Here is a 24,618-nt window from a genome sequence, read left to right on the forward strand (position 1 = left end):
CTCATCACGCCGGACCGCTGCATGGCAGACTACATATTGCTGACCCTGCGGACAAATTACTTTCGCATAACATACGGCTGACGCCCGGCGACTCGGAGAGGAGCGCAGACCGATCCCCACGACTGACCCCATCCTCCGCACAGCGGGTATCACGAAGCGGTTCCACGGCGTCGAGGCACTGTCGGATGTCTCGCTCGAGGTGCTGCCCGGAGAGGTCCACGCGATCTGCGGCGAGAACGGTGCGGGCAAGTCGACGCTCATGAAGGTCCTGAGCGGCGTGCACCCCACGGGATCGTACGAAGGGCGCATCGAGCTCGACGGGCGCGACGTCGCCTTCCGATCCATCGGCGACAGCGAGGCCCACGGCATCGTCATCATCCACCAGGAGCTCGCGCTCGTCCCCCAGCTCTCGATCGCCGAGAACATCTTCCTCGGCAACGAGGTCGTCCGAAACGGCCTCATCGACTGGCGGCGCACGAACGAACGCGCCGCCCGGCTCATGGCGCGCGTCGGTCTCGATGCTTCGCCGTCGACGAAGGCCATCGAGCTCGGCATCGGCGGCCAGCAGCTCGTCGAGATCGCCAAGGCGCTCGCGAAGGATGTACGGATCCTCATCCTCGACGAACCGACCGCCGCCCTGAACGACACCGACTCCGAGCGTCTCCTCGGCCTCGTCGCCCAGCTGCGCACGCAGGGCATCACGTGCATCGTGATCTCGCACCGGCTGCGTGAGGTCCTCGCGATCGCCGACCGGATCACCGTGATCCGCGACGGCGCGACCGTCGAGACGATGCGGACGGACGACCCCGAGACAGACGAGAACCGCATCATTCGGGCGATGGTGGGCCGCGACCTGGACAGCTTCTTCCCGCCGCGCGACCCCGACATCGGCGAGGAGCTGTTCCGCGTCGAGCACTGGACCGTCCACCATCCTTCGGATCCCGAGCGCGTCGTGGTCGACGACGCGAGCTTCTCTGTCCGATCCGGCGAGGTCGTGGGCTTCGCCGGCCTGATGGGCGCAGGACGCACAGAGCTCGCGATGAGCATCTTCGGGCGTTCGTACGGGTCGCGGATCTCAGGATCCGCGTTCAAGCGCGGCGAGCGCGTCTCGCTCCGCACCGTCGACGAGGCGATCTCCGAGGGAATCGCCTACGCGACGGAGGATCGGGCGCGATACGGGCTGAACCTCATCGGCGACATCCAGGCCAACGTCTCGGCCGCGGCGCTCGACCGCCTCGCCCGGCTCGGCATCGTGGATCACTTCCGCGAGCACAAGGTCGCCGATGCGTATCGCTACAAGATGAACATCAAGGCACCGAACGTCTCCGCCGTCACGGGGAACCTCTCGGGCGGCAATCAGCAGAAGGTCGTGCTGTCGAAGTGGATGTTCGCGAACCCCGATGTGCTCTTCCTCGACGAGCCGACGCGCGGCATCGACGTCGGCGCGAAGTACGAGATCTACGGGATCATCGGCGAGCTCGCGGCGCAGGGCAAAGCCATCGTCGTCATCTCCTCCGAACTGCCCGAGATCCTCGGGCTCTCCGACCGCATCTACACGATCTCTGAGGGGCGCGTCACCGGCGAGGTGTCCCGCGAACACGCGACGCAAGAGCTGCTCATGCGATACATGACGGCCGAGAGCTGATGGGTGACGTGGTGACGATGCAGGAAGACGATCGGGCGGGCGGGCGCGAGCCCGCGTCGTGGAGCGGCGCTCCGCCGCGCACGGCCGGCGCGCGAACGACGAACGAAGAGGTCCGGCAGCAGAATCTGTCGGCCGTGCTCCGCCTCGTGCACACGGCAGGAGCCCAGTCGCGTTCGCACATCGGCGCCGTCACCGGGCTGAATCGCTCGACCGTCACGGCCCTCGTCACCGAGCTGCTCGAGCTCGGTCTCGTCCGCGAGGCGGAGGCCGCACCGACGGGACGGCGCGGACGGCCGTCGCTCGGGGTCGCGGCCGACGACGCGGTCGTCGCGCTCGGCATCCGCGTCGAGGCCGACGCCGTTTCGGTCGCGCTCGTCGGGCTCGGCGGGGCGGTCCACTCCCGCGTGCGGCACGATCTGTCGAGCCCACCGAGTCCGCGCCGTTTCGCCCAGATCGCTTCTTCCCTCGTCGACGGCATGCGCGCCGACATCGACCGGCACTATCGGCTCGTCGGTGCCGGTCTCGCCGTGCCCGGGCTCGTCGACGAGGCCGGATCGGTGCTCGTCGCGCCCCCGCTCGGCTGGCGCCGAGAGCAGGTTGCTCCCCGTCTCGAAAGCGCGATCGGGATCCCCGTCACGGCAGGGAACGACGCGAGCATCGGCGCGATGGCGGAGGCCCGCTTCGGCGTGGGCCGCGACGCCGCGAACCTTCTGTACCTCCACGGGTCGCTGTACGGCGTCGGCGGCGGCCTCATCTTCGATGGCACACTGTTGCGCGGCACGTCGGGCTTCGCCGGCGAACTCGGCCACACGGTCCTCGACCCGCGCGGAGCACGGTGCCCGTGCGGCCGCCGCGGGTGTTTGTCGGCCGAGGTGACCCCCGGCCCCCTGCTGAAGCTGCTCGGTCGCCGGAAGCTCGACGAGGACGAGCTCGACATCGAGCTGGGCGTCGCGCGGGATCCCGCCATTACGGCAGAGCTCGAGCGCCAGGTCGATCTGCTGTCGCTCGCGCTGACCAACTTCGTCAACGCTTTCGCCCCCGAAGTGGTCGTGCTCTCGGGGTATCTCGGTGTGCTCCTCGCGGCGAGCCGCGAGCGACTTTCCGACGCCGTCCACATCGACCCGGTCGGCGCGGAGGGCCGTCAGGTGCGGCTCGAGCGCGCGCGCATGCGCTCACGGCTCATGCAGCTCGCACCGGCCGAGATGGCGTTCGCACCGCTGCTGCTCGATCCGGCGGGCATGGCGCCGGGTCGCTGAGGCGGTTTCGCCTCAGGCGGTGAAGACCGCGTGAACGCCGCCCGCACGGGCGCGTCCGCCCAGCTCCTCCAGCTCGAGGATCACAGAGGATCCGATCGCCGTCGCGCCAAGCTGGGACAGGATCTGCTTCGCGGCGGCGATGGTTCCCCCCGTCGCGAGCACGTCGTCGACGAGGAGGACTCGCGTTCCCGCCTCGAGCACGCCCGGCGCCTCGATCGTCGCAGTGCCGTACTCGAGCTCGTACGAGGCCGCTGCCGCAGGCTTCGGCATCTTCCCGGCCTTGCGGATCGGCAGCATGCCGACGCCCTCTGCCGCCGCGATGTACCCCGCGAGGAGGAAGCCGCGCGCCTCGATGCCGCCGACGATGTCGAACTGCCCGCGGAAGGGCCGGATCATCGCATCGCAGACGTCGCGGAGAGCGCTCGCATCGGCGAGGAGAGGAGAGATGTCGCGGAACAGCACGCCGGGCTCGGGATAGTCGGGCGTGAGAGCGATCAGTGATTCAGCGCGGGCGAGATCGGGAGCGGTCACGACCCCGAGCGTACCGGCGACGGCTGACAGTCGCCGTGCGACAGTTCGCGCGGCCACCCCCACATCGGGGCGTTTGTGCGCGAGGATACGTGCATGAGCATCTCCCTTCACGCGAACGAACTCGCCGCTGATCTGGTCGCGACCGGCGGGCAGATCTCAGGGATCGTGATCGCCATCGCGATCGCGCTCATCGTCGGCGGCGCGGCCCTGTACCTCTTCCTCCGCCGCCGCGGGCGCGACTGACGTGAGCGCTGCTCGCGGCCGCCCCGTACGCTGGTCGCATGACGTCCCATCTTCAGGCTGACGCCGACACCGACCGCTGGGTGCCGCTCAGGGGCCGCGGCTTCGGAGGAGGTCGCCACCGCAGGGCCGCGATCCGCATGCTGCTGTCGACGGCGGGCGTCACGCAGGGACAGCCCGGATCCGGGGTCATGAGTTTCCTCGCGACGCGCATCATCAAGGCCGGCCTCCGGAACGCGAACGGACGCTTCCTCGCGTGGTCGTGGAAGGACGATCCCTCCGCCCTCGCCGCGCTTGCGCAGGTGCAGGATCTCACGCCCCATCTGCGCGCCGCTCGCGCTTCGATGCCGATGGAGTACGACGACACCGAGAGCTTCTCGAACCCGCACCTTGGGGTCGGCGAGAAGCTCGTCATGGATCAGCCGCCGAACGGTCGCCTTTCGTTTGCGACCTACACGTGGGACACCGGGTCGCAGCTCATCTCGCTCCACGCTGTCTGCCCGGACCGAGAGCGCTTCCTCACCTTCCTCCCCCACCTCGACGATCTCGCGCGCACGCTGCGCTGGGTCGAGGATCTCGAGGTGGGCGAATCAGACGTGCTGAGGCTTCCCCCGGCCTGACCAGAACCCCCCCTGGAATCACCGCCCTGCGTAGGGCAGAATCGCGGTATACCCGGGCACCCGAGCCGATCCCGACGGCGACGGTCGCCACACACTCGTGCCGTGTCGCCTGCGACGGCCCGGGGTGCGCCAGGGGGGTGCGCTGTGACGTCGTCATTCGAGAGCGGACGGCCGCGGCTGCTCGCCCTGATGCAGCAGGCCCACCCGGGCGAGACCGTGCTGATCCGAGCACCCGACGGCTCCGGAACGACCACTTTCCTCACCAGCTGGCTCGCGGCGACCGGGCTGTCGGCGGCATGGCTGTCGCGACACGCACCGGACGACAAGGAAGACACGGACGTCATTGTGCTCACGCTCGCCGACGCGACGGATCAGGACGCGGATCTGATCGTCAGGTGCCGCGAGAGGGCTCCCCACGCGATCCTCGTCGTCGTCTCGCCCCTCGGGTGGCCCGGGAGCGCGTCGGCGCGAGGCGTGCGCCCTGACTTCCGGGTCGGCGGATGGACGCTGTCGTTCACCCGCGCAGAGCTCGTCTCCCTCGCCGCCGCGGCGGGCGTGAACATGACCGACCTTCAGGCGACGCGGATCATCGCGGCGACGGCAGGTTTCCCCGCCGCCGTCGACGCGATCATCGCGGAAGGATCCATCACCGGCGAGCTCAGCGACGCGCAGATCCGTCGCGGTTGCGATTCGGCCGTCGCGCGCCTCGCGAGCAAGGTCGAGGGCGATGAGGTTCGCCTCTGGGAATGGCGGGCTGCGATCGCCACCGCCCATCTTGCCCCCCTCTCTCGCAGCGCGGTCGACGCACTGTGGTCGCACAGCGACCGCACGACCGCGTTCGAGACGACGCTCATCGAAGCCGGGTTCCTGCGGGCCGACTCCGAGGGAAGACTCGCCTTCATCCCCGGGATGGCCGACGCTTTCCGCCGCAGCGTCCCGCTCCACGACGACCCCCACACTCGCGAGCACGCGTCCGCGTCGATCTCGGCGCTCGCCCTTCCCGACGAGATCGAGGATGCGGTGCGGATCTCGGCGATCTCCCCGCACGTGCGCGCACGACTGCTCGCGATCCGCTGGCGGGATCTCGCGCGGATCCCCGTCGCGCGGATCCGCGGTCCGCTCGAAACCAGTCTCCGAGTGAGCGAGGATCCGAGGCTGAGGATCGCACTCGCGCGCACGCTGATCGACATCGGACACTGCGGGCACAACGGGCACGTTCCCGACGCGGATCTCGCCCAGGCCGAGGAACTGCTCGATCATGTCGCCGATCTGTCGAGCGGTATGGCTCCGGAGGACGCCGCCATCTTCGTCACGATGCGCGCGGCCGCGAGCCGCCTCCGAGGCCGGCAGGAGGCGTCGCTGCAGCAGCTCCGTGCTCTCGCTTCCGTCCTTCCTCCCGATGAGGACCGCGCCACGATCTCCTTCCACACGGGGCTGAGCGCCCTCGAGTCGAGCCACATCGACGAGGCCATGCTCGCGTTCGAGTCGGCGCAGACCGCCGCGGCGATGCAGGGCCTCGAAGAGCTCGCGGCGATGGCAGCGGAGCTGACGACGGTCGCGGCGTACATCTCCCACGATGCTTCGGCACACCTCTCGCTCCGCCCGTCGCCGCGCCCTTCTCATCGCCGCCTCTCCGCTGCGGCGAAGCAGATCGGCTTCTCGCTCAACCGGCTCGACGTCGCGGCCGTGCAACGCATCCTCGGGCAGGTGGCGAACTACACCATCGACGATCCGAGGACGATCCCGCTCGTCGAAGCGGGCCTGCGGGCGCTGGCGCACGGCGTGCTCGGCCGCCCCCGCGCGGCGCAGAGCGAGATCGAGCACTTCGAGACGCAGGTCGCCCTCGAGCGAATGTCGCCCGGACAGACGCGGTGGCTGCACGCCATCCGCGCGGAGGCCCTGCTCGCCAACGGCTGCCCGCGCGAAGCTCTCGAAGAGCTCGACCGGGGCCAGCTCGATATCGACGCCTTCCCTCACGCCGAGCTTCAACGCGCGCTCGCTTTCATCCGCCTCGGAGAGCACACCGAGGCGATCGCCCGCAGCGAGCGGGTGCTCGAGCTCGCGCACGGACGTTCCGTTCGGCTTGCGATGCGGGGCCAGGTGCTGCTGCACATGGCCCGACGGGAGAGCGGCGACCGGTCCGGCGCGCTCTCGCCCCTCGAAGATGCGCTCCGCGTCGCTTCACAGACGCAACGGATCCTCCCCTTCGGGCAACAGGGCCCGGCCTGGCTCGCGTCCGTCCTCGATGACGCGGACACGCTGTGCGCGGATCCCGCGATCGCGAAGGTGGTGCACACGCTCCACGCCGTCGCCGCTGACATCGACGGCAGCGGCGAACTCATCGAACTGACCGAGCGGGAGATCGTCGTTCTCGAGGTCCTCGCCTCACAGGCAACCATTGCCGTGGCCGCCGAACGGCTGGGCGTTTCTCCGAACACGATCAAGACCCAATTGCGCAGCATCTACCGCAAGCTCGGCACGTCGACGCGGGCAGACGCGATCCTCGCCGCGCGGTCGGCGGGACTCATCGCGTAGGGCCTCACCCGCCCGCTCACCCCCGCGCCGTACGCGGCATCACCCGCTCGCCCATACGCAGCGGCCACGCCCCCTCCTCCGCTCCCTGAGGAGGAAGGGCGAGACGAGTGCGCGCCGAGAGAACTCCTGGTCTACCTGAGTTTTTCTCGTGCGTTCCTGTGCATCGTGACGTCCCCGCAACGGTCCGCCGAGCGCCCTGTTGGCGAGCTTCGCGCCAGGAATAGCGTGCGCACGTTGACCGCCCTCGCTCGCTAGGACCCGCCATGTCACGCATCCGCACCCGACTCGGTGCCATCACCGCCGCCGCCGCTCTCGCCGCCGCCGGCCTCGCCGCACCACCCGCGTTCGCCGCGGATATCCCCACCTCGGTCGGCAACGTCAACACGCTGTTCGAGATCGACGGCGACATGGCCGGGACGAATGACTGGGACGGCGTGCTGTCCGGCGCGGCATACGGTCCGTACACGACGGCGGAGGGCGATCCGTCGACGGGGATCCTCGGATACTCATCGGGCGAGGAGTACTGCGCGACGGAAGGGGTGCCCACGCAAGAAGACCCGTCGATGTTTCCCGGCAGTCAGACGATCGACGCCGATCCGTGGATCATCGGCACGGGCAACGTCAACAAGAAGAGCGACCTCTGTTCGGCGGGATCCGCGTACGAGATCGTCGACGTCGACGGCGAGGCGCACATCATCTTCTACCAATTCTGGAACCGTTCGGCGGACGGCACGGGCGACCTCACCGTCTACCAGGAGTTCACGGGCCCCCAGGCAGGGCGCGGGGACGATCTTCTCATCGAGTTCAACTACGACGCGAACGGCGGCGGGGCCGTCGACATCCAGGTGCTGCGCTGGAACGGCACAAGCTGGGTCCCCGGTACCGGCTCCTACCAGGCCGACTACGGCACGAACGGCGTCGACGGAAATGTCGGCACGTTCGGCGAGATGGCCGTCGATCTCACGGATTCCGGGATCTTCTCGCACGAGCAATGCGACACGTTCACTTCCGGGCAGGTCATGTCCCGAACGGGGAACAGCCAGCAGGCTCAGCTGCAGGACACGATGTCGCCGCCGCCGCTCGTCATCAGCGACTGCAACGACCTCACCGTGACGAAGGAGACGACCGGTCCCGTACCGGAGGACCTGCTCTTCTCGTACGTGATCGAGCAGGCCGACGGCATGCCCGTGCACGCGGACGGACTCGTCGGCCCGGTTGCGGATGAAGACGCGTCGAACGCTTCCATCACCGCTTCGATCGGCGCGGGCGAGAGCCACACCTGGCAGAACCTCTTCGCCGACCCCGACTACCTCGTGCGCGAGCTCACAGGCGATCTGCCCGCGGGCGTCAGCCTCGACACCGTCGTGTGCACGTACACGAACCTGTTCGAAGCCGGAGCACCGGTCGAGTCGGTCGTGCTGTACGAGAACGGCGCGTCGACGGGCGCCGTCTTCCCCATGTTCCCGCACACTGTGGCGGACGCCCCCTCCTGCGTGATCACGAACGCCGTCACGTCGCTCACTCTCGAGAAGATCGTGACGAACGATCACGGCGGGACCCTGACCGTCGCTGACTTCACCCTCACCGCCGAGGACGGCGGCGGGAACGTCGTGCTGCAGGGAACGGATCCCGACCCCGCACCTGGCATCGGTCTCACGGGTCTCGTCGAGGCCGGCGATTACACGCTCTCCGAGGAGACGGCCGCCGGATACGACGCGAGCGACTGGGTGTGCACCGGCGGCGAGCTGAACGGCAACGTCGTGACGGTCGCTGTGAGAACTTCCGTCACCTGCACGATCACGAACGACGACCGGCCCGCGCACCTCACGCTCATCAAACAGGTCGTCAACGACGACGGCGGCACCGCCACCACAGACGACTTCCCGCTCACCGCCACCGGCCCCGTGACGATCACCGGCGTGACCGACGACCCGGAGATCACGGGTGCCGAGATTCCCGCCGGCGCCTACGACCTCTCCGAGATCGAGCTCGACGGATACGCCGCCGGGTCCTGGTCCTGCGAGGGCGGAACCCTCGACGGATCCACCCTGGCGCTCGCGAATGACGAGAGCGCGACGTGCACGATCGTCAATGACGACATCGCACCCCGCCTCACTCTCGTCAAGGAGGTCGTCAACGACCACGGCGGCACCGCCACGGAAGAGGACTTCCCCCTCACCGCCGAAGGCCCCGACACCGTCACGGGCATCAGCGACACCGACGCCGTCACCGACGTGGCGGTGACCGCCGGCGACTACGCGCTCTCCGAGGAGACGGTCGACGGCTACACCGCGAGCGACTGGAGCTGCACCGACGGATCCCTCGACGGCGCGATGCTCAGCCTCGGCGTCGGAGACGTCGCCACCTGCACGATCGTGAATGACGACGACGCGGCGCATCTCACGCTCGTCAAGAACGTCATCAACGACCACGGCGGCACCGCCACGGAAGAGGACTTCCCCCTCACCGCCGAAGGCCCCGACACCGTCACGGGCATCAGCGGAACCGACGCCGTCACGAACGTCCCCGTCGCCTCCGGCGCCTACGACCTCTCCGAGGTCGAGGCCTCCGGCTACGCCGCCGGAGACTGGAGCTGCGAGGGAGGTTCCCTCGACGGATCCACCGTCAGCCTCGGCCTCGGCGAGAGCGCGACGTGCGAGATCACGAACGACGACATCGCCCCGCGCCTCACGCTCGAGAAGATCGTGACGAACGACCACGGCGGATCCGCGACCATCGACGACTTCCCCCTCACCGCGGAAGGCCCCGTGACCATCACGGGCATCAGCGGAGAGCCGGAGGTCACCGACGTTCCCGTCGAGGCGGGCAGCTACGTACTCTCGGAGGAGAACCTCGAGAACTACGACCCCAGCACGTGGACCTGCACCGGCGGGGGCGAGCTCGACGGCGACACCGTGGCGATCGGCCTGGCGGAGAACGTCACCTGCACGATCATCAACGACGATGCGGCCGCCCACCTCACGCTCATCAAGCAGGTGATCAACGACGACGGCGGCACCGCCACGACCGCCGACTTCACGCTCACCGCCGAGGGGCCGCTGACCATCAGCGGCGTCACGGACGACCCCGAGATCACGGATGCGATGGTCGCGGCCGGAGACTACGCCCTCTCCGAGGTCGAACTCGACGGATACGCCGCCGGGTCCTGGTCCTGCGAGGGTGGATCCCTCGAGGGGTCCACTGTGAGCCTCGACAACGGCGAGAGCGCCGTCTGCACGATCGTCAATGACGACATCGCACCGCGCCTCACCCTCGTCAAGAACATCATCAACGACGACGGCGGCACCGCCACGGAAGAGGACTTCCCCCTCACCGCGGAAGGCCCTGTGACCATCACGGGCGTCAGCGGAACCGACGCCGTCACGAACGTCGCCGTCGAAGCCGGCGCCTACGAGCTCTCCGAGGTCGAGGCCTCCGGCTACACCGCCAGCGGCTGGAGCTGCGAGGGCGGATCCCTCGAGGGATCCACCGTGGCGCTCGCCCTCGCGGAGAACGTCGTCTGCACGATCCTCAACGATGACCAGCCGGCGCAGCTGAGCCTCGTCAAGACGGTCATCAACGACGACGGCGGCCCCGCCACGGAAGAGGACTTCCCTCTCACCGCCGAAGGACCGACGACGATCTCCGGCATCAGCGGAACCGACGCCGTCACGAACGTCACCGTCCCGGCCGGCACCTACGACCTCTCCGAGGTCGAGGCCTCCGGCTACGCGCCGAGCGACTGGAGCTGCGAGGGCGGGTCCCTCGACGGATCCGCGGTCACGATCGCGAACGGTCAATCCGCGGTCTGCGAGATCGTCAACGACGACATCGCTCCGAGCCTCACGCTCGTCAAGGAGGTCGTCAACGATCACGGCGGCCCCGCCACGGAAGAGGACTTCCCTCTCACCGCCGAAGGACCGACGACGATCTCCGGCATCAGCGGAACCGACGCCGTCACGAACGTCACCGTCCCGGCCGGCACCTACGACCTCTCCGAGGTCATGGTCGACGGTTACACCGCCGGCGACTGGAGCTGCGAGGGCGGATCCCTCGACGGATCCGCGGTCTCCGTTCCCCTCGCCACCGACGTCGTCTGCACGATCATCAATGACGACATCGCCCCGACCCTGACGCTCGTGAAGGAGGTCACGAACGACCACGGCGGGCAGGCCACGGTCGAGGACTTCATCCTCACCGCAGAGGGTCCCGTGACGATCAGCGGCATCAGCGGGACGCCCGAGGTGACCGACCAGGTCGTCGTAGCCGGCGACTACCTCCTGTCGGAGGACGGACCGTCCGCGTACACGGGTGCCGGTTGGAGCTGCACGGCGGGGACGCTCGAGGGCGACACCCTCACGCTCGGCATCGCGCAGCACGCGACCTGCACGATCCTCAACGACGACGATCCGGCGCACCTCACCCTGGTGAAGAACGTGATCAACGACCACGGCGGCACCGCGGCCCCCGAGGACTTCGACCTCAGCGCCGACGGCGCCGTGTCGATCACCGGGCCGAGCGGATCCGACGCCGTCACCAATGTCGAGGTCCCGCAGGGCACCTACGCGCTGAGCGAGGAGCAGCTCGACGGCTACGAGCTCGTCTCGATCGTCTGCTGGGCGACGAACGACATGGTCGATGAGCTCGAGGTGGAGGACGCCGCGATCGCTCTCGCGAACGGTGAGAGCGCCTACTGCGTCCTCACGAACGACGACATCGCTCCGCGTCTCACACTCGAGAAGACCGTCCGCAACAACAACGGCGGCACCGCCACGGTCGTGGACTTCCCCCTCACCGGCGAAGGCCCGCTGACCCTCAGCGGCATCAGCGGATCCGACGACGTGACCGACGTGGCCGTGTCGGCCGGCACCTACGAGCTGTCGGAGGAGATGGTCGACGGCTACCACGCCGGTCTGTGGCACTGCGAGGGCGGAACCCTCGACGGCACGAGCCTCACGCTGTCGCTCGCGGACGCCGTGGTGTGCGAGATCGTCAATGACGACATCGCACCGAGCCTCACGCTCGTCAAGGAGGTCATCAACGACGACGGGGGTACCGCCACCACCTCCGACTTCCCCCTCACCGCCGAAGGCCCCGACACGGTCACGGGCATCAGCGGATCCGACGAGGTGACAGGCGTCGTCGTCGATGCGGGCAGCTACGAGCTCTCGGAGCTCATGGTCGACGGCTACGCCGCCGGCGAGTGGAGCTGCGAAGGCGGAACCCTCGACGGATCCGCCGTCAGCCTCGCTCTCGCCGCCGACGTCGTCTGCACGATCGTCAACGACGACATCGCGCCGAGCCTCACGCTCGTCAAGGAGGTCGTCAACGATCACGGCGGCAACGCCACCGAGGAGGACTTCCCCCTCACCGCCGAAGGCCCCGACACCGTCACGGGCATCAGCGGAACCGACGACGTCACGGACGTCGCCGTGCCCGCCGGTACCTACGACCTCTCCGAGGTCGAGGCCTCCGGCTACGCCGCCGGCGACTGGAGCTGCGAGGGCGGAACTCTCGACGGATCCGCGGTCTCCGTTCCCCTCGCCGCCAACGTCGTCTGCACGATCGTCAACGACGACCTCCCGATCGACCTCGCGATCGAGAAGACGTCCTCGGCCGACCGCATCCCGCGGATGACGCCGTTCGACTTCACGCTCACCATCACGAACGTCGGCGAGCGCGACGCCGATCTGGACGAGCCGGTGACGGTCACCGACACGCTCCCGGCCGGGATCGAGCTGCTGAGCGCCCCCGAGGGCTGCGAGGCGGCGGACGGGATCGTGAGCTGCGAGCTCGATCCAGCCGCCCTCACGGTAGGCGGGAGCGTCGAGCTCGTACTCACGGTGCAGTTCACGGGCGACGCCGAGACCGGATCCGTCACGAACATCGCGGTCGTCGACACCCCCGACGACCCCGCCCCCGCGGATCCCGACTGCACGTCGGAGAGCAACAACGTCGACTGCGACGTCGCCGAGCTCGTCGAGGGCGATCTGGCCGCGTCGAAGGCCGTCTTCGAGAAGACGGGCAGCGACTGGGAGGAGTCGGACGGCAACGTCGACTTCGGCGACACGGTGCAGTTCGAGATCACGGTCGTCGCGGGCGGAGACGCGCCGAGCACCGACATCGTGATCACCGACCGACTCGTCGACGGGCTGACCGACGCCGGCGGGGCGGCGTGCGACGTCGACTGCGACATCTCATTCGATGAGGACACGGCGAGCTACACGGTCGAGATCGACGAGCTCGCCCCCGGCGACACCGCCCGCTTCCGCTTCCTCGCGGTCGTGCCCGATGCGCCCGCCCACGCGGCCGGAACGAGCATCACGAGGACCTTCGGCAACATCGCGGCGGTGTCGTCCTCCGACACCCCGGAGTTCCCGACGAACCCCGTCGAGGTGAGTGCCGAGGACACGCTGCCGGAGGAGCCGCCGCTCGCCGCGACGGGCGGAACGATCCCGTGGCCGCTGCTCGGCACCGGCGCCGCGCTTCTCGCGGCCGGCCTGCTCCTCGCGATCCGCCGCCGACACCACCAGGAGTGATCCGCCCCGCGGCTCCCCGTATGGGTCGCCAAAAAACGCCAGTCCCGCTCCGGTGCGACTGGCGTTTTCTGGCGACCCTCACGCTTCCGGCGCGAACCACACCGTTGCGAGGGGCGGGACCGTGATGTCGGCGTGGGCCGGGAAGCCGTTCCATTCGCCCCAGACCGCCTCGATCGAGCCGAGGTTGCCGACGCCGCTGCCGCCGTAGCCGGACGCGTCGGTGTTGACGGTCTCGACCCAGCGGCCCGCCCGCGGCAGACCGATGCGATAGCTCGAGTGCGGCATGGCGGCGAAGTTCGACACACACGCCAGCAGCTCGGCATCGTCGTCCGCCGAAGAGCGCCGCAGGAAGGCGAACACGTTGCCGGCGGCATCATCGGCCTGGATCCAGCGGAAGGTACCGGGGTCCGTCTCCCACGCCCACAGCGACGGCGCATCACGATACGCGGCATTGAGGTCGCGGACCGCGGCGTGCACGCCCCCGTGCTCGGGAAGATCGAGAAGCCACCAGTCGAGCTCGCGCGACTCCGCCCATTCGGCGTCCTGCGCGAACTCGCTACCCATGAACAGCAGCTGCTTGCCCGGGAATGCCCACATGAACCCGTACAGCGCGCGCAGCGTCGCAAGCTGCCGCCACCGGTCTCCCGGCACCTTGCGCAGCAGGGATCCCTTGCCGTGCACAACCTCGTCGTGCGACAACGGGAGGACGAAGTTCTCGCTCCACGCATACACGGCCGCGAAGGTCATCTCGTGGTGGTGGTAGACGCGGTGCACGGGGTCGCGTGAAAGGTATTCGAGCGAGTCGTGCATCCAGCCCATGTTCCACTTGAAGCCGAAGCCGAGCCCGCCCGCGCTCGTCGGCTGCGTCACCCCCGGCCACGACGTCGATTCCTCGGCGATCATCGTGATCCCGGGAACTCTCTTGTACGCCGTGGCGTTGAGCTCCTGCAGGAACTGCACCGCCTCGAGGTTCTCGCGTCCGCCGTGGATGTTCGGCGTCCACTCGCCCTCCTCTCGCGAGTAGTCGAGATAGAGCATCGATGCGACACCATCGACGCGCAGGCCGTCCGCGTGAAACTCTTCCAGCCAGAAAAGTGCATTCGCGAAGAGGAAGTTACGCACCTCGCGGTGGCCGAAGTCGAAGATGTGCGAGCCCCACTCCTGGTGCCAGCCGCGCTGTGGGTTCGGGTCTTCGTAGAGCGGGGCCCCATCGAATCGCGCGAGCGCCCACTCGTCGGTCGCGAAGTGCCCCGGCACCCAGTCGAGGATGACGCCGACGCCCGCCTGATGCAGCCGGTCGACGAGCAATCGGAATCCGTCGGGATCGCCGAAGCGGCTGTCCGCCGCGAAATAGCTCGTGACGTGGTACCCCCAGGAACCCCCGAAGGGATGCTGCATGACGGGCATGAACTCGACGTGCGTGAACCCCAGATCCGAGACGTACGCGACCAGCTCGTCCGCGAGCTGCTCGTAGCTGCGCCCGCGCCGCCAGGATCCGAGATGCACCTCGTAGATCGACACGGGATCGGCGGCGATCTCTTTCTCGCTCCTCGCCGCGATCCACGCATCGTCGCCCCACGCATACGCACTATCGTGCACGCGGCTCGCGGTCGCGGGCGGCTCCTCGGCCCAGCGCGCGAGCGGATCCGCGCGCTCGTGCCACACGTCGTCGGAACCGAGGATCGCGTACTTGTAGCGCGCGCCGTGGCCGACATCGGGCACGAACAGCTCCCACACCCCCGAGGTGCCGAGCTGCCGCATGGGGTGCTCGCGGCCGTCCCATTGGTTGAACTCCCCCTTGAGGCGCACGCCCCGCGCGCGCGGCGCCCACACGGCGAACGAGGTGCCGGTCACGTCCGGCACGACGCCAGCCCCGTCGAAGGTGCGCACCCGGGACCCGAGCACCTGCCACAGATGCTCGTGACGGCCCTCGCCGATGAGGTGCAGGTCGACCTCCCCGAGCGTCGGCAGGAAGCGGTACGGATCGTCGGCGATATGCGGCGCACCGTCGGCGTATGTCGCCACGACACGGTAGGTCGGCACATCGGCTCGCTCCAGCACACCCGACCAGACGCCGTGCGCCTCGTGGGCGAGCGGCACATCCGACCAGGTGCCGTCACCCGAGAGGATCCGCACCGCCACCGCCTCAGCGAGCGGGCGCAGCACGCGCACCGTGACCGATCCGTTCCGCGGATGCGCGCCGAGGATCGCGTGAGGGTCGCCATGACGACCGTCCGCGATCATCTCGAGGATCCAGGCCTCGGCCGTCTGCAGCTCGTGCGTCATGCGGTCTCTCCCGTGTGTCCGAGGCGCGCGATCGCGGCCAGGGGGATGCCGACCCAGCTGGGGCGGTTGCGCTGCTCGTAGACCGCCTCGTACACGGCCTTGTCCGCGACGTACGCGTCGAGCAGCAGGATCTCGTCTTCCGGAGGCGCGCCGTCCGCGAAGCCGAGTTCACGGGCGTACGCGGCCACGAACGCCTCGCGAGCGACGACGGGCCACTCGCCACACTCGTCCACGCCCCGAACGAGGGGTTCCCTCCCGTCGGCAGGCGACATGCGAACGACGGCGAGCGCGTAGTCGAACGAGCGCATCACCCCCGCGACGTCACGCCACGCCGAATCGGGCCGCACCCTCTCGGCAAGGGGCTTCGCGGGCTCGCCCTCGAAGTCGACGATCCGCCACCCCTGGGGCGTGCGCAGCGCCTGGCCGAGGTGCATATCGCCGTGGATCCGCTGCACCGTCAGCCCCGGCAGCTCGCCCACGCGCGCGAACAGGCCGCGCAGTCGCGGCGCGTGCGCGTCGAGCTCGGGCACGGCGAGGATCGCCCGATCGAGCCGTTCGCGCATCCGTTCGGCGAGGGCGACGGCCGCCTCGGGCCCGCGCCGCTCGCTCGGAAACACCTCCCGCAGGAGTCGGTGGATCCGCGCAAGCGCACGGGCGAGCTCCGCAGCTTCGTGGTCGAAACCAGCCGATCCCGCGCTCTCGTCGACGAGCATCGTGCGCACACTCGACAGCGCCAGCACGAAGCCGTCGGTCGCACCGCGCAGATAGGTCTGCAGCATCGCAAGCTGCAGGACGGATCCGTCGACAGTGGTGTCTGCCCATCCGATGAGACCTGGCACGTCGTCGCCCCCGGCCTCCGTGAGGGCTCGGAGGATCTCGATCTCGGGATTGCGGCCCGGCGACACCTTGCGGAAGAGCTTCATGATCGACTGCTCGCCGAATCGGACGGACGAGTTCGACTGCTCCCCCGTCAGCGGCGACGACGTCGCATCAGGGTCGAGCTGCGTGTCCGCCACGCGATGGAAACGCGCGCCCGGCACCTCGCGAGGCGCCGATCCGGTCGCGGATGCGAAAGCCCCGAGCCACAGCGCCATCGCATCGCGGTCATGCACGGCGTCGTAGACCTCCCCGAGGCCGCTCCCGTCCGCACCGACGAGGGCGTGCTCGAGACGGGCGACGGGGTCGGCGTAGGACGAGAGGGGCACGTGGTAGGTCTCGGCGCCGCCCTCCTCGTCGTCGTAGACAACGTCGACCAGGTGGATGCGCACGGCCCGCAGGCGGCTCACGGCGTCTCCGGACGTCCGGAAATCCGCCGGATCCAGCTCGGCGATGGTCCGCACGCCCGTGACGCGGAACGGGCGCCCCTTGCCCCCGAACCAGCGCGTGCGCACAAGATACGACTCGACGTCCTCGGACGTGGGCGCAGTCACAGGACGCCACCCTCGGGATCCGTCGCGGGCGCCTGCAGCCGAAACCACAGGAATGCGTGCCCGCCGAGCGTGAGGAAGTACGGCAGCTCGCCGATGCGGGGGAAAGGGACGCCGCCGAGGATCTCGACGGGGATGAACCCCTCGAAGCGCCGCAGATCGAGTTCGACCGGCTGCGGGAACTGAGAGAGGTTGTTCACGCAGATGATGATCTCGCTCGAGCTGTCGTCGATCGCGTGCTCGCGCGAGAACGACAGCACCGACGGATTGGATCCTCCGAGATCGTTGAATCCCCCGAGCCCGAACGCCGGGTGCCGCCGCCGCGCGCGGATCATCTGCCGCGTCCAGTTCAGCAGGCTCGAGTGGTTCTCCTGCTGGGCCTCGACATTGACCGACTGGTATCCGTACACGGGATCCTGCACGAGCGGCAGCGCCAGCTTGCCGGGATTCGCGCGGGAGAAGCCGGCGTTGCGGTCGCTCGACCACTGCATCGGGGTGCGCACACCGTCACGATCGCCGAGCCAGATGTTGTCACCCATGCCGATCTCGTCGCCGTAATAGAGCACGGGCGATCCGGGCAGGCTCAGCAGCAGGGCCGTGAACAACTCGATCTGATCGATGTCGTTCTCGAGAAGCGGTGCCAGCCGGCGGCGGATCCCGATGTTCGCCTTCATCCGCGGATCCTTCGCGTACTCGCTCCACATGTAGTCGCGATCCTCCTCCGTCACCATCTCGAGCGTCAGCTCGTCGTGATTGCGGAGGAAGACGCCCCACTGGCATCCGGACGGAATGGAGGGCGTCTGCGCGAGGATCTCGCTGATCGGAAAGCGAGACTCCCGGCGCACAGCCATGAAGATCCGCGGCATGACCGGGAAGTGAAAGCACATGTGGCACTCGTCGCCGCCGATCTGCGGATCCCCGAAGTAGTCGACGACGTCCTGCGGCCACTGATTCGCCTCGGCGAGGAGCACACGATCCGGGTACTCGGCGTCGACGATGCTCCGCACCTTGCGCAGGAAGTCGTGCGTCTCGGGGAGGTTCTCGCCGTTCGTGCCCACCCGCTCGTACAGATACGGCACGGCATCGAGGCGGAAGCCGTCGAGCCCCATATCCAGCCAGAACCGCATCGCGTCGATGACGGCGTCGTGCACGTCGGGATTGTCGTAGTTGAGATCCGGCTGGTGGTGGAAGAAGCGATGCCAGAAGTACTGACCGCGTACGGGATCCCACGTCCAGTTGCTCGGCTCGGTGTCGACGAAGATGACCCGCGCGTCCTGGTACAGGTCATCGGTGTCGTTCCACACATAGAAGTCGCCGTACGGACCGTCGGGATCGTCGCGGGACGCCTGGAACCACGGATGTTCGTCGCTCGTGTGGTTGACGACGAAGTCGATGATCACGCGGATCCCCCGCGCGTGCGCCGCCTCAACGAGCAGGCGGACGTCGGAGGTGGTCCCGACCGACGGGTGCACGCCCGTGAAGTCGGCCACGTCGTAGCCGCCGTCACGCAGCGGCGACGGGAAGAACGGCGGCAGCCAGATGCAGTCGACGCCGAGCCACTCCAGGTAGTCGAGCTTCTCGATGAGCCCGCGGAAGTCACCCTGTCCATCGCCGTCGCCGTCGTGGAACGAACGGACCAGCACCTCGTAGAACACGGCCGTCTTGAACCACTCGGGCTCGCGCACGGCCCCCGGTGAATCGGGGAACGGCTCGTCGGCGATGACCGGGATCGATGTGGTCAGCGGCGACGCGTCGGAGGTCATGTGTCGTCTCGAATCGTGAGGATGTGGGCGACCTGGTGCCCGGGGTCGAACGCCACCCAGTTGTGCTCGCCCCACCACCAGTCTTCGCCCGTGAGGTGCTCGTGCACGGCGAAGTATTCGGGGAGACCGAGCGCCCGCCAATCGAGGTGCACGGTCGTGGCGCGCGCCCCGTGCGGGTCGAGATTGAGGACGACGATGACCGTGTCGGCGCCGGAGCCCTTCGTGAAGACCAGCACGTGGTCGTCGTCGCTCCAGTGGACCCGCAGCTCTCGCAGCGTCTGCAGCGCAGGGATCTCCCGGCGCAGGGCATTGAGGCGCGCGATATAGGGTGCGATCGATCGCCCCTCGGCCTCGGCGCCGTCCCAGTCGCGGATCCGGATCTGATACTTCTCGCTGTCGAGGTACTCCTCGGATCCGGGGCGCACGGCGACGTGCTCACAGAGCTCGTACCCCGCGTACATTCCCCAGGTGGGCGACGCCGTCGCCGCGAGCGTCGCGCGGATCCGAAACGCGTTCGGACCGCCGTACTGGAGGAAGGCGTGCAGGATGTCGGGGGTGTTGGGCCAGAACGCCGGCCGCATCACGTGGTCGGACTCTGTCGCGACCTCGGCGAGATACTCCTCGATCTCGCCCTTCTCGGTGCGCCACGTGAAGTAGGTGTACGACTGGTGGAAGCCGGCGGCCCCGAGCCCGTGCATCATGGCGCGCCGCGTGAACGCCTCGCTGAGGAAGATCACATCGGGATCGGTCGCGCGGATCCGCCCGAGCAGCCACTCCCAGAAGGCGAGCGGCTTCGTGTGCGGATTGTCGACGCGGAAGATGCGCACGCCACGCGCCATCCAGAACCGCACGACGCGCTCGGCCTCGGCGAAGATCCCGGCGGGATCGTTGTCGAAGTTGATCGGATAGATGTCCTGGTACTTCTTCGGCGGGTTCTCGGCGTAGGCGATCGAGCCGTCGGCGCGCGTCGTGAAGAACTCGGGATGCTCGGTCACCCACGGATGATCGGGCGCGGCCTGCAGGGCGAAGTCCAGCGCGATCTCGATCCCCCGTTCGTGCGCCCGCGCGACGAACGCGTCGAAGTCGGCGAGGGTGCCGAGATCGGGATGGATCGCGTCGTGCCCGCCGTGCCGGGATCCGATCGCCCACGGCACGCCGACGTCCTCGGGGCCCGGGTCGAGCGTGTTGTTGCGCCCCTTCCGGTTCACCTCGCCGATCGGATGGATCGGCGGCAGGTAGAGCACGTCGAAGCCCATCTCGGCGACGCGGTCGAGGCTCGCGATCGCCGTGCGGAAGGTGCCGCTGATCGTCCTCCCCGTGTCGGGATCGACGCGCGCACCCTCGCTGCGGGGGAAGAACTCGTACCAGGATCCGACGAGCGCCCTCCTCCGATCCGCGAAGAGCGGGAAGGGACCGTCGACGGTGAGGAGATCGCGCAGGGGTCTCTCGCGGAACAGCTGCGTCGTCTCCTCGCTCGCGATGACGGCGACGCGCGCCTCGAGGGGACGGTGGGCATCGGTCAGCGCGGCACGCAGCGCCGCGCATCGCGCGTCGGTCTCGTGCTCCGCCTCGAGGCGGTCGAGGAGCAGCAGCCCCTCCGTGAACATGAGCTCGACGTCCACGCCTGCCCGGATCTTGACCTCGGCGTTGTGCTGCCACGTGGCGAGCGCATCGCTGAAGGCGTGGATCTCGTACCCCCACTCCCCCGGAGCGTCGGGCGCGACCCAGGCTTCCCAGCGGTCGCTGCCCTTCGACACCTCGCGCATGCGAGCAGGATCCTGACGTACCCCGTCGGGACCGACGAGCACCACCTCGGCGCCCAGCCGATCGTGCCCCTCTCGGAAGACGGTGGCGCGGATCGGCTGCGCCTCGCCGACCGTAGCCTTGGCGGGGCGGACGCCCCCGTGAACGAGCGGGTGAACATCGACGACGGGTATTCGGCCGACCATGGGTTCAACGTAGTCCCGGGAGGGATCGGCGGGGAACCCCCACGTACCGACCGTTCACACGCGGTTCACACGCGGGGGCGTCGCCCGGCACTTCGCGGGTGCCGCCGGGTCGTTTCCGGCGCCGCGAGCGACCACATCGCACTCGCGAGCGCGTTCAGGAGAAATTGCACAGGGGTGTGTACTTTAGAGATTCATGACCCGTTCTCTTCGCCGCGATGCCGTCGCGAACCGCCAGGCGCTGCTCGATGCCGCGGGGCGCGTGCTGCGCGTGTCGCCGCAGGCGTCGATCGACGCGATCGCCGCCGAAGCAGGGCTCACCCGCCGCGCCGTCTACGGGCACTTCTCGTCGCGCGACGAGCTGCTGCGGGAACTCCTCGACCGCGGCGCGACGCAGATCGCGGGCGCCGTCGCCGACATCCGGCACGACGATCCCTCCGTGCACGTCGCACTGCTCGGATCCGCCGTCTGGCGGGCGATCGCGCACGTCAAGCTCGTCGCGCAGGCGCTCGTCTCGGGCCCTCTCGAGCGCGAGGTCGGCGCTGCGCTCGCGCCGATCCGCCGATCCCTGCGCGACGCCGTCGCGCGCGGCTGCGCGGCGGGCGCGTTCCGGCAGGACGCGGCTCCCGAGGTCATTGCACGCCTCGTCGAGGATTCGGCCCTCGCCGTGCTCGACGCCGCCGTGGCGCGCGAGATCCCCGACGACGAGGCGCAGCGCCTCGTCAGCGCAACGGCACTCGGCGTCGCGGGGCTGTCGTGGCGCGAGGCGCAGGGTGCGATCGCCCGCGCGGGCGAGAAGGACCCCGATACGGTGCAGTCAGCAGACCCGAACGGAGGCCTCGCGTGATCCTCTCCGCCCATAGCGTCGCGAAGGGCCCCCTCCCCGCGACGAGCCTCGAGGTCGCGACGGGCGGGGTGACGCTCGTTCCCGTCGAGGGCGGGCAGCGCCCGACGCTGCTCGCCCTCATCCTCGCCGGCCGGATGACGCCCGCCGCCGGCGACGTCACCCTCGACGGCGCGTCCGATGCCCGGCAGCTGCGCCGCCGCGTCGCCATCGTGGACGCGCCCGACACGAGCGCCCCCGTCGACGACCTGCCCCTCGCCTCGGTGGTCACCGAGGAGTTCGTCTTCTCAGGCCTGCGTGGACCGCGGCGGGCGGCACGCCGCCTCCTCGCCGACGAGGGGCTCAGCGACCACGCCTCGACGCCGATCGGCGATCTCCCGGCCGCGGCGCGGATCCGCGTCCTCACCCGAACGGCCGCGGCACCGCCTTCGGTAGACGCACTCGTCCTCACCGCTCCCGACCGCCACGGCGGCGACACGGCCGATTGGCTCGACGCGGCGCATGCGTGGGCCGCGCGCCGCTACGCCGTCATCGTCCTCGCCTCCGCCGGCGCCATCGCCGCCGCCCGCGCATGACCCGTCCCCAGATTCGGAGATCTCACGAAACGCGGAAGAATCTCGCGGATCCGTCCGCTCCTGGGGATTTCTCCGACTTTCGTGACGCCCTCACCTTGGAGTTCTCGTGAAGTTCCCCACGCTCGTCCGCACCGAGCTGCAACGGCTGACCTCATCACCCATGTCGATCCTCGCGCTCGTCGCGCTCATGCTGGTACCCGTGCTCTACTCGGGCCTGTACCTGTGGGGCAACGACGATCCGTACGGCAACCTCGACAGCGTGCCGGCCGCTCTCGTCGTCGAAGACGAGGGAGCGACACAGGACGGTGAGGACGTCGACTACGGCGAGCAGGTGCGCGACGAGCTCGTCGCCGACGGGACCCTCGACTGGCAGGTCACCGACGCCGGCGAAGCCGCCACGGGCCTGCAATCGGGCAAGTACGACTTCGTCGTCACCTTCGGCGCCGACTTCTCGCGCTCGCTCACATCCATCGGCGAGGACGACCCGTCGAAGGCCGTCGTCGAGCTCACGACGAACGACGCGAACAGCTACCTCGCCGGCACGATCGCCGACACCGTGACCGACACCGTGCGCGACAGCCTCACTCAGGAGGTCGGCGAGAAGGCGGCGCGCACACTCCTCGACAGCCTCGCAACGATCCGCTCCGGCCTCGCAGAAGCGGCCGACGGATCCGCACAGCTCGCCGACGGATCCGCGTCCGCGAAGGAGGGGGCCGACGCGCTCGCCGATGGTGCCGCGACTGCGGCCGACGGATCCGATGACCTCGTCGCGGGGCTGAACACCCTGAATGCGTCGGCGTCCGCCTTGCCCGAGCAGGCGTCCCAGCTAAACGACGGCGCGCAGCAGGTGGCCGACGGCAATGCGCAGCTCGACGCGCAGGTCGCTCCTGCCGCGCAGCGCGTCGACGAGGCGGTCGGGGCGCTTCCCTCCGAGCAGGATCTGCGCGAGCGGCTCACCGAGGCCGGCCTTTCGGAGGAGGAGATCGACCAGGTCGTCAGCCTTGTGGATCCCGTCCACACCGATATCGAGCAGGCCAACGACGAGGTGCAGGGCGCCGCGGCCGCTGTCCAGCAGCTGGCGGACGGATCCGCGCAGCTCGCCGAGGGCACGCAGCAGCTCTCGGACGGCATGCCCGCACTCGCGGACGGCATCGCGAGCGCCGCGACGGGCGCCTCCGATCTTTCGAGCGGCGTGCATGAGCTGTCCGACGGAGCCGGTGAGCTCGACTCAGGGCTCGACGAGCTGAAGGGCGGATCCCGCGAACTCGCCGACAGCCTCGGAAGCGCTGTCGAGGAGATCCCCGACCAGTCCGAGGACGAGCGCGCGACCGCCGCCGCGATGATGTCGGATCCCGTCTCCGTCGACGAGGGGGCGACGACCGCCGCCTCGTCCTATGGCGCGGGGATGGCGCCGTTCTTCATCAGCCTCGCGGCATGGATCGGGATCTACGCCCTGTTCCTCATCGTGAAGCCGTACTCGCAGCGTGCCGTGACGGCGCTGCGCCGCCCCTTGCCGATCACGCTCGGCGCCTGGGCGACGCCCGCGATCCTCGGCGTCGTGCAGATGGTCGCCGTGTTCCTCATCGTCGCGTTCGCGCTGGGGTATTCCATCGCGCAGCCGGCGGCGATGATCGGCTTCATGGCGCTGACGTCGATCACGTTCGCGGCCATCATCCTCACCCTCAACGTGCTGCTCGGCAGCGTGGGGCAGTTTCTCGGGCTCGTGCTCATGGTGCTGCAGCTCGTGACGGCGGGCGGCACGTTCCCCTACCAGACGCTTCCGACGCCTCTACGGGCGCTGCACGAGGTGCTTCCGATGAGCCACTCGGTCGAGGGGATCCGCCAGCTCATGTACGGCGGGGACATGTCGCGCGCGTGGGCCGACGCGGGATTCCTCGCGATCTGGCTCGCGGTCGCGCTCCTCGCCGCATTCCTCGCGATCACCCGCATGACCCGCACTCGCACCCTGCGCGATCTGCGGCCGTCGTTGATCGGGTAGGCAGGGCGCACGTGCACAACGACGCCAATTCTCGCGGCGACCACCCCGACACGCCGCTCCCGGCACAAGTCCGCGCAGAATTGGCGTCGTTGTGCATCCAGCCTCAGCCGCTCACCTCGTACTCGCGGGGGATCCCCGCGGTCACCCGGCCCCATTCGCTCGCCGCGACACGCTCCTGATGGGCGGCGAATGCGGCACGATCCGCGAAGCGCTCGGCGACGGCCCATACGAGCGGATCGTCCGTCTGCTCGACCGAGAAGCTCGCGCACCCCGGCTCGGCGCGTGTAAGGGCGATGTGCTCCGGCAGGTGCCGGCGCACCACGGCGACGTCCGCCGCGTCCCGGCATCGCAGGAACCCGGTCAGCGTCACCTCGTCTCTGGGCACCCGACCACGCTATCCCTACGATCGGAG

The 24,618-nt window shown here is 69.1% G+C and carries 15 protein-coding genes; 9 read left to right on the plus strand and 6 right to left on the minus strand.

Features of this window, described 5'->3' with window-relative positions; genetic code table 11:
• Positions 1-112: 112 nt before the first annotated feature.
• Both mmsA and C0012_RS10140 read left to right on the plus strand, forming a co-directional pair.
• A complete protein-coding gene (gene mmsA, locus C0012_RS10135; RefSeq protein ID WP_110589866.1) occupies positions 113-1,645 on the plus strand; it encodes a multiple monosaccharide ABC transporter ATP-binding protein in 1,533 nt (510 codons plus the stop codon).
• Positions 1,645-2,901: an ROK family transcriptional regulator gene (locus C0012_RS10140; RefSeq protein ID WP_110589867.1), complete on the plus strand. Its 1,257-nt coding sequence runs from the start codon at positions 1,645-1,647 to the stop codon at positions 2,899-2,901. The genes mmsA and C0012_RS10140 overlap by 1 nt, the downstream gene beginning before the upstream one ends.
• A gap of 12 nt (positions 2,902-2,913) precedes the next feature.
• On the opposite strand, the gene C0012_RS10145 is transcribed toward C0012_RS10140, so the two are convergent.
• Positions 2,914-3,432, minus strand: a complete 519-nt coding sequence (locus C0012_RS10145) for an adenine phosphoribosyltransferase (RefSeq protein WP_110590002.1) — start codon at positions 3,430-3,432, stop codon at positions 2,914-2,916.
• 93 nt (positions 3,433-3,525) lie between these two features.
• On the opposite strand from C0012_RS10145, the gene C0012_RS10150 reads away from it, so the two are divergent.
• From C0012_RS10150 to C0012_RS10165, 4 genes are all read left to right on the plus strand, one after another.
• Positions 3,526-3,675: an LPXTG cell wall anchor domain-containing protein gene (locus tag C0012_RS10150; RefSeq protein WP_110589868.1), complete on the plus strand. Its 150-nt coding sequence runs from the start codon at positions 3,526-3,528 to the stop codon at positions 3,673-3,675.
• Between the two features lie 38 nt (positions 3,676-3,713).
• Entirely contained in the window at positions 3,714-4,292 is a 579-nt protein-coding gene (locus tag C0012_RS10155; RefSeq protein WP_110589869.1) for a hypothetical protein, read from the plus strand.
• A 144-nt stretch (positions 4,293-4,436) separates the two neighbouring features.
• Positions 4,437-6,827 (plus strand): LuxR C-terminal-related transcriptional regulator, encoded by a 2,391-nt coding sequence (locus C0012_RS10160; RefSeq protein WP_110589870.1) that lies wholly within the window; start codon positions 4,437-4,439, stop codon positions 6,825-6,827.
• A gap of 263 nt (positions 6,828-7,090) precedes the next feature.
• On the plus strand, positions 7,091-13,366 hold the full coding sequence (locus tag C0012_RS10165; RefSeq protein WP_110589871.1) for a DUF11 domain-containing protein: 6,276 nt from the start codon (positions 7,091-7,093) through the stop codon (positions 13,364-13,366).
• 78 nt (positions 13,367-13,444) lie between these two features.
• Here the strand turns inward: C0012_RS10165 and glgB are convergent, their stop codons facing one another.
• The 4 genes from glgB to C0012_RS10185 are packed head-to-tail and all read right to left on the minus strand — an operon-like array spanning position 13,445 to position 20,791.
• On the minus strand, positions 13,445-15,652 hold the full coding sequence (gene glgB / locus C0012_RS15725) for a 1,4-alpha-glucan branching protein GlgB (RefSeq protein ID WP_110589872.1): 2,208 nt from the start codon (positions 15,650-15,652) through the stop codon (positions 13,445-13,447).
• Complete coding sequence (locus C0012_RS15730; protein WP_110589873.1) at positions 15,649-17,082, minus strand: maltokinase N-terminal cap-like domain-containing protein; 1,434 nt, start codon at positions 17,080-17,082, stop codon at positions 15,649-15,651. The genes glgB and C0012_RS15730 overlap by 4 nt, the downstream gene beginning before the upstream one ends.
• Positions 17,079-18,842 (minus strand): maltose alpha-D-glucosyltransferase, encoded by a 1,764-nt coding sequence (gene treS / locus C0012_RS10180; protein WP_110589874.1) that lies wholly within the window; start codon positions 18,840-18,842, stop codon positions 17,079-17,081. The genes C0012_RS15730 and treS overlap by 4 nt, the downstream gene beginning before the upstream one ends.
• Positions 18,839-20,791, minus strand: a complete 1,953-nt coding sequence (locus C0012_RS10185) for an alpha-1,4-glucan--maltose-1-phosphate maltosyltransferase (RefSeq protein WP_110589875.1) — start codon at positions 20,789-20,791, stop codon at positions 18,839-18,841. The genes treS and C0012_RS10185 overlap by 4 nt, the downstream gene beginning before the upstream one ends.
• Positions 20,792-20,984: 193 nt before the next feature.
• Here C0012_RS10185 and C0012_RS10190 point away from each other — a divergent pair, with 193 nt between their 5' ends.
• The 3 genes from C0012_RS10190 to C0012_RS10200 all read left to right on the plus strand — a co-directional run bounded on the left by C0012_RS10190 (position 20,985) and on the right by C0012_RS10200 (position 24,206).
• Complete coding sequence (locus C0012_RS10190; RefSeq protein WP_110589876.1) at positions 20,985-21,635, plus strand: TetR/AcrR family transcriptional regulator; 651 nt, start codon at positions 20,985-20,987, stop codon at positions 21,633-21,635.
• The gene (locus C0012_RS10195) at positions 21,632-22,207 is read left to right on the plus strand and encodes a P-loop NTPase family protein (RefSeq protein ID WP_110589877.1); all 576 of its coding nucleotides are present in this window, start codon (positions 21,632-21,634) and stop codon (positions 22,205-22,207) included. The genes C0012_RS10190 and C0012_RS10195 overlap by 4 nt, the downstream gene beginning before the upstream one ends.
• Positions 22,208-22,313: 106 nt before the next feature.
• Positions 22,314-24,206 (plus strand): YhgE/Pip domain-containing protein, encoded by a 1,893-nt coding sequence (locus tag C0012_RS10200; protein WP_110589878.1) that lies wholly within the window; start codon positions 22,314-22,316, stop codon positions 24,204-24,206.
• Between the two features lie 103 nt (positions 24,207-24,309).
• Here C0012_RS10200 and C0012_RS10205 read toward each other — a convergent pair whose 3' ends face one another.
• Entirely contained in the window at positions 24,310-24,591 is a 282-nt protein-coding gene (locus C0012_RS10205; protein WP_110589879.1) for a putative quinol monooxygenase, read from the minus strand.
• Between the last annotated feature and the right edge of the window lie 27 nt (positions 24,592-24,618).

Origin of the sequence: Microbacterium suaedae (assembly GCF_003254645.1) — a bacterium.
In the GTDB taxonomy this organism is placed as follows: Bacteria; Actinomycetota; Actinomycetes; order Actinomycetales; family Microbacteriaceae; genus Microbacterium; species Microbacterium suaedae.

Bases quoted from the DNA above. Each gene is read 5' to 3' on its own strand.
- C0012_RS10190 (WP_110589876.1), top strand. From the start codon at position 20,985: ATGACCCGTTCTCTTCGCCGCGATGCCGTCGCGAACCGCCAGGCGCTG.
- C0012_RS10150 (WP_110589868.1), top strand. From the start codon at position 3,526: ATGAGCATCTCCCTTCACGCGAACGAACTCGCCGCTGATCTGGTCGCG.
- C0012_RS10185 (WP_110589875.1), bottom strand. From the start codon at position 20,791: ATGGTCGGCCGAATACCCGTCGTCGATGTTCACCCGCTCGTTCACGGG.
- glgB (WP_110589872.1), bottom strand. From the start codon at position 15,652: ATGACGCACGAGCTGCAGACGGCCGAGGCCTGGATCCTCGAGATGATC.
- C0012_RS10155 (WP_110589869.1), top strand. From the start codon at position 3,714: ATGACGTCCCATCTTCAGGCTGACGCCGACACCGACCGCTGGGTGCCG.
- C0012_RS10165 (WP_110589871.1), top strand. From the start codon at position 7,091: ATGTCACGCATCCGCACCCGACTCGGTGCCATCACCGCCGCCGCCGCT.
- C0012_RS10140 (WP_110589867.1), top strand. From the start codon at position 1,645: ATGGGTGACGTGGTGACGATGCAGGAAGACGATCGGGCGGGCGGGCGC.
- treS (WP_110589874.1), bottom strand. From the start codon at position 18,842: ATGACCTCCGACGCGTCGCCGCTGACCACATCGATCCCGGTCATCGCC.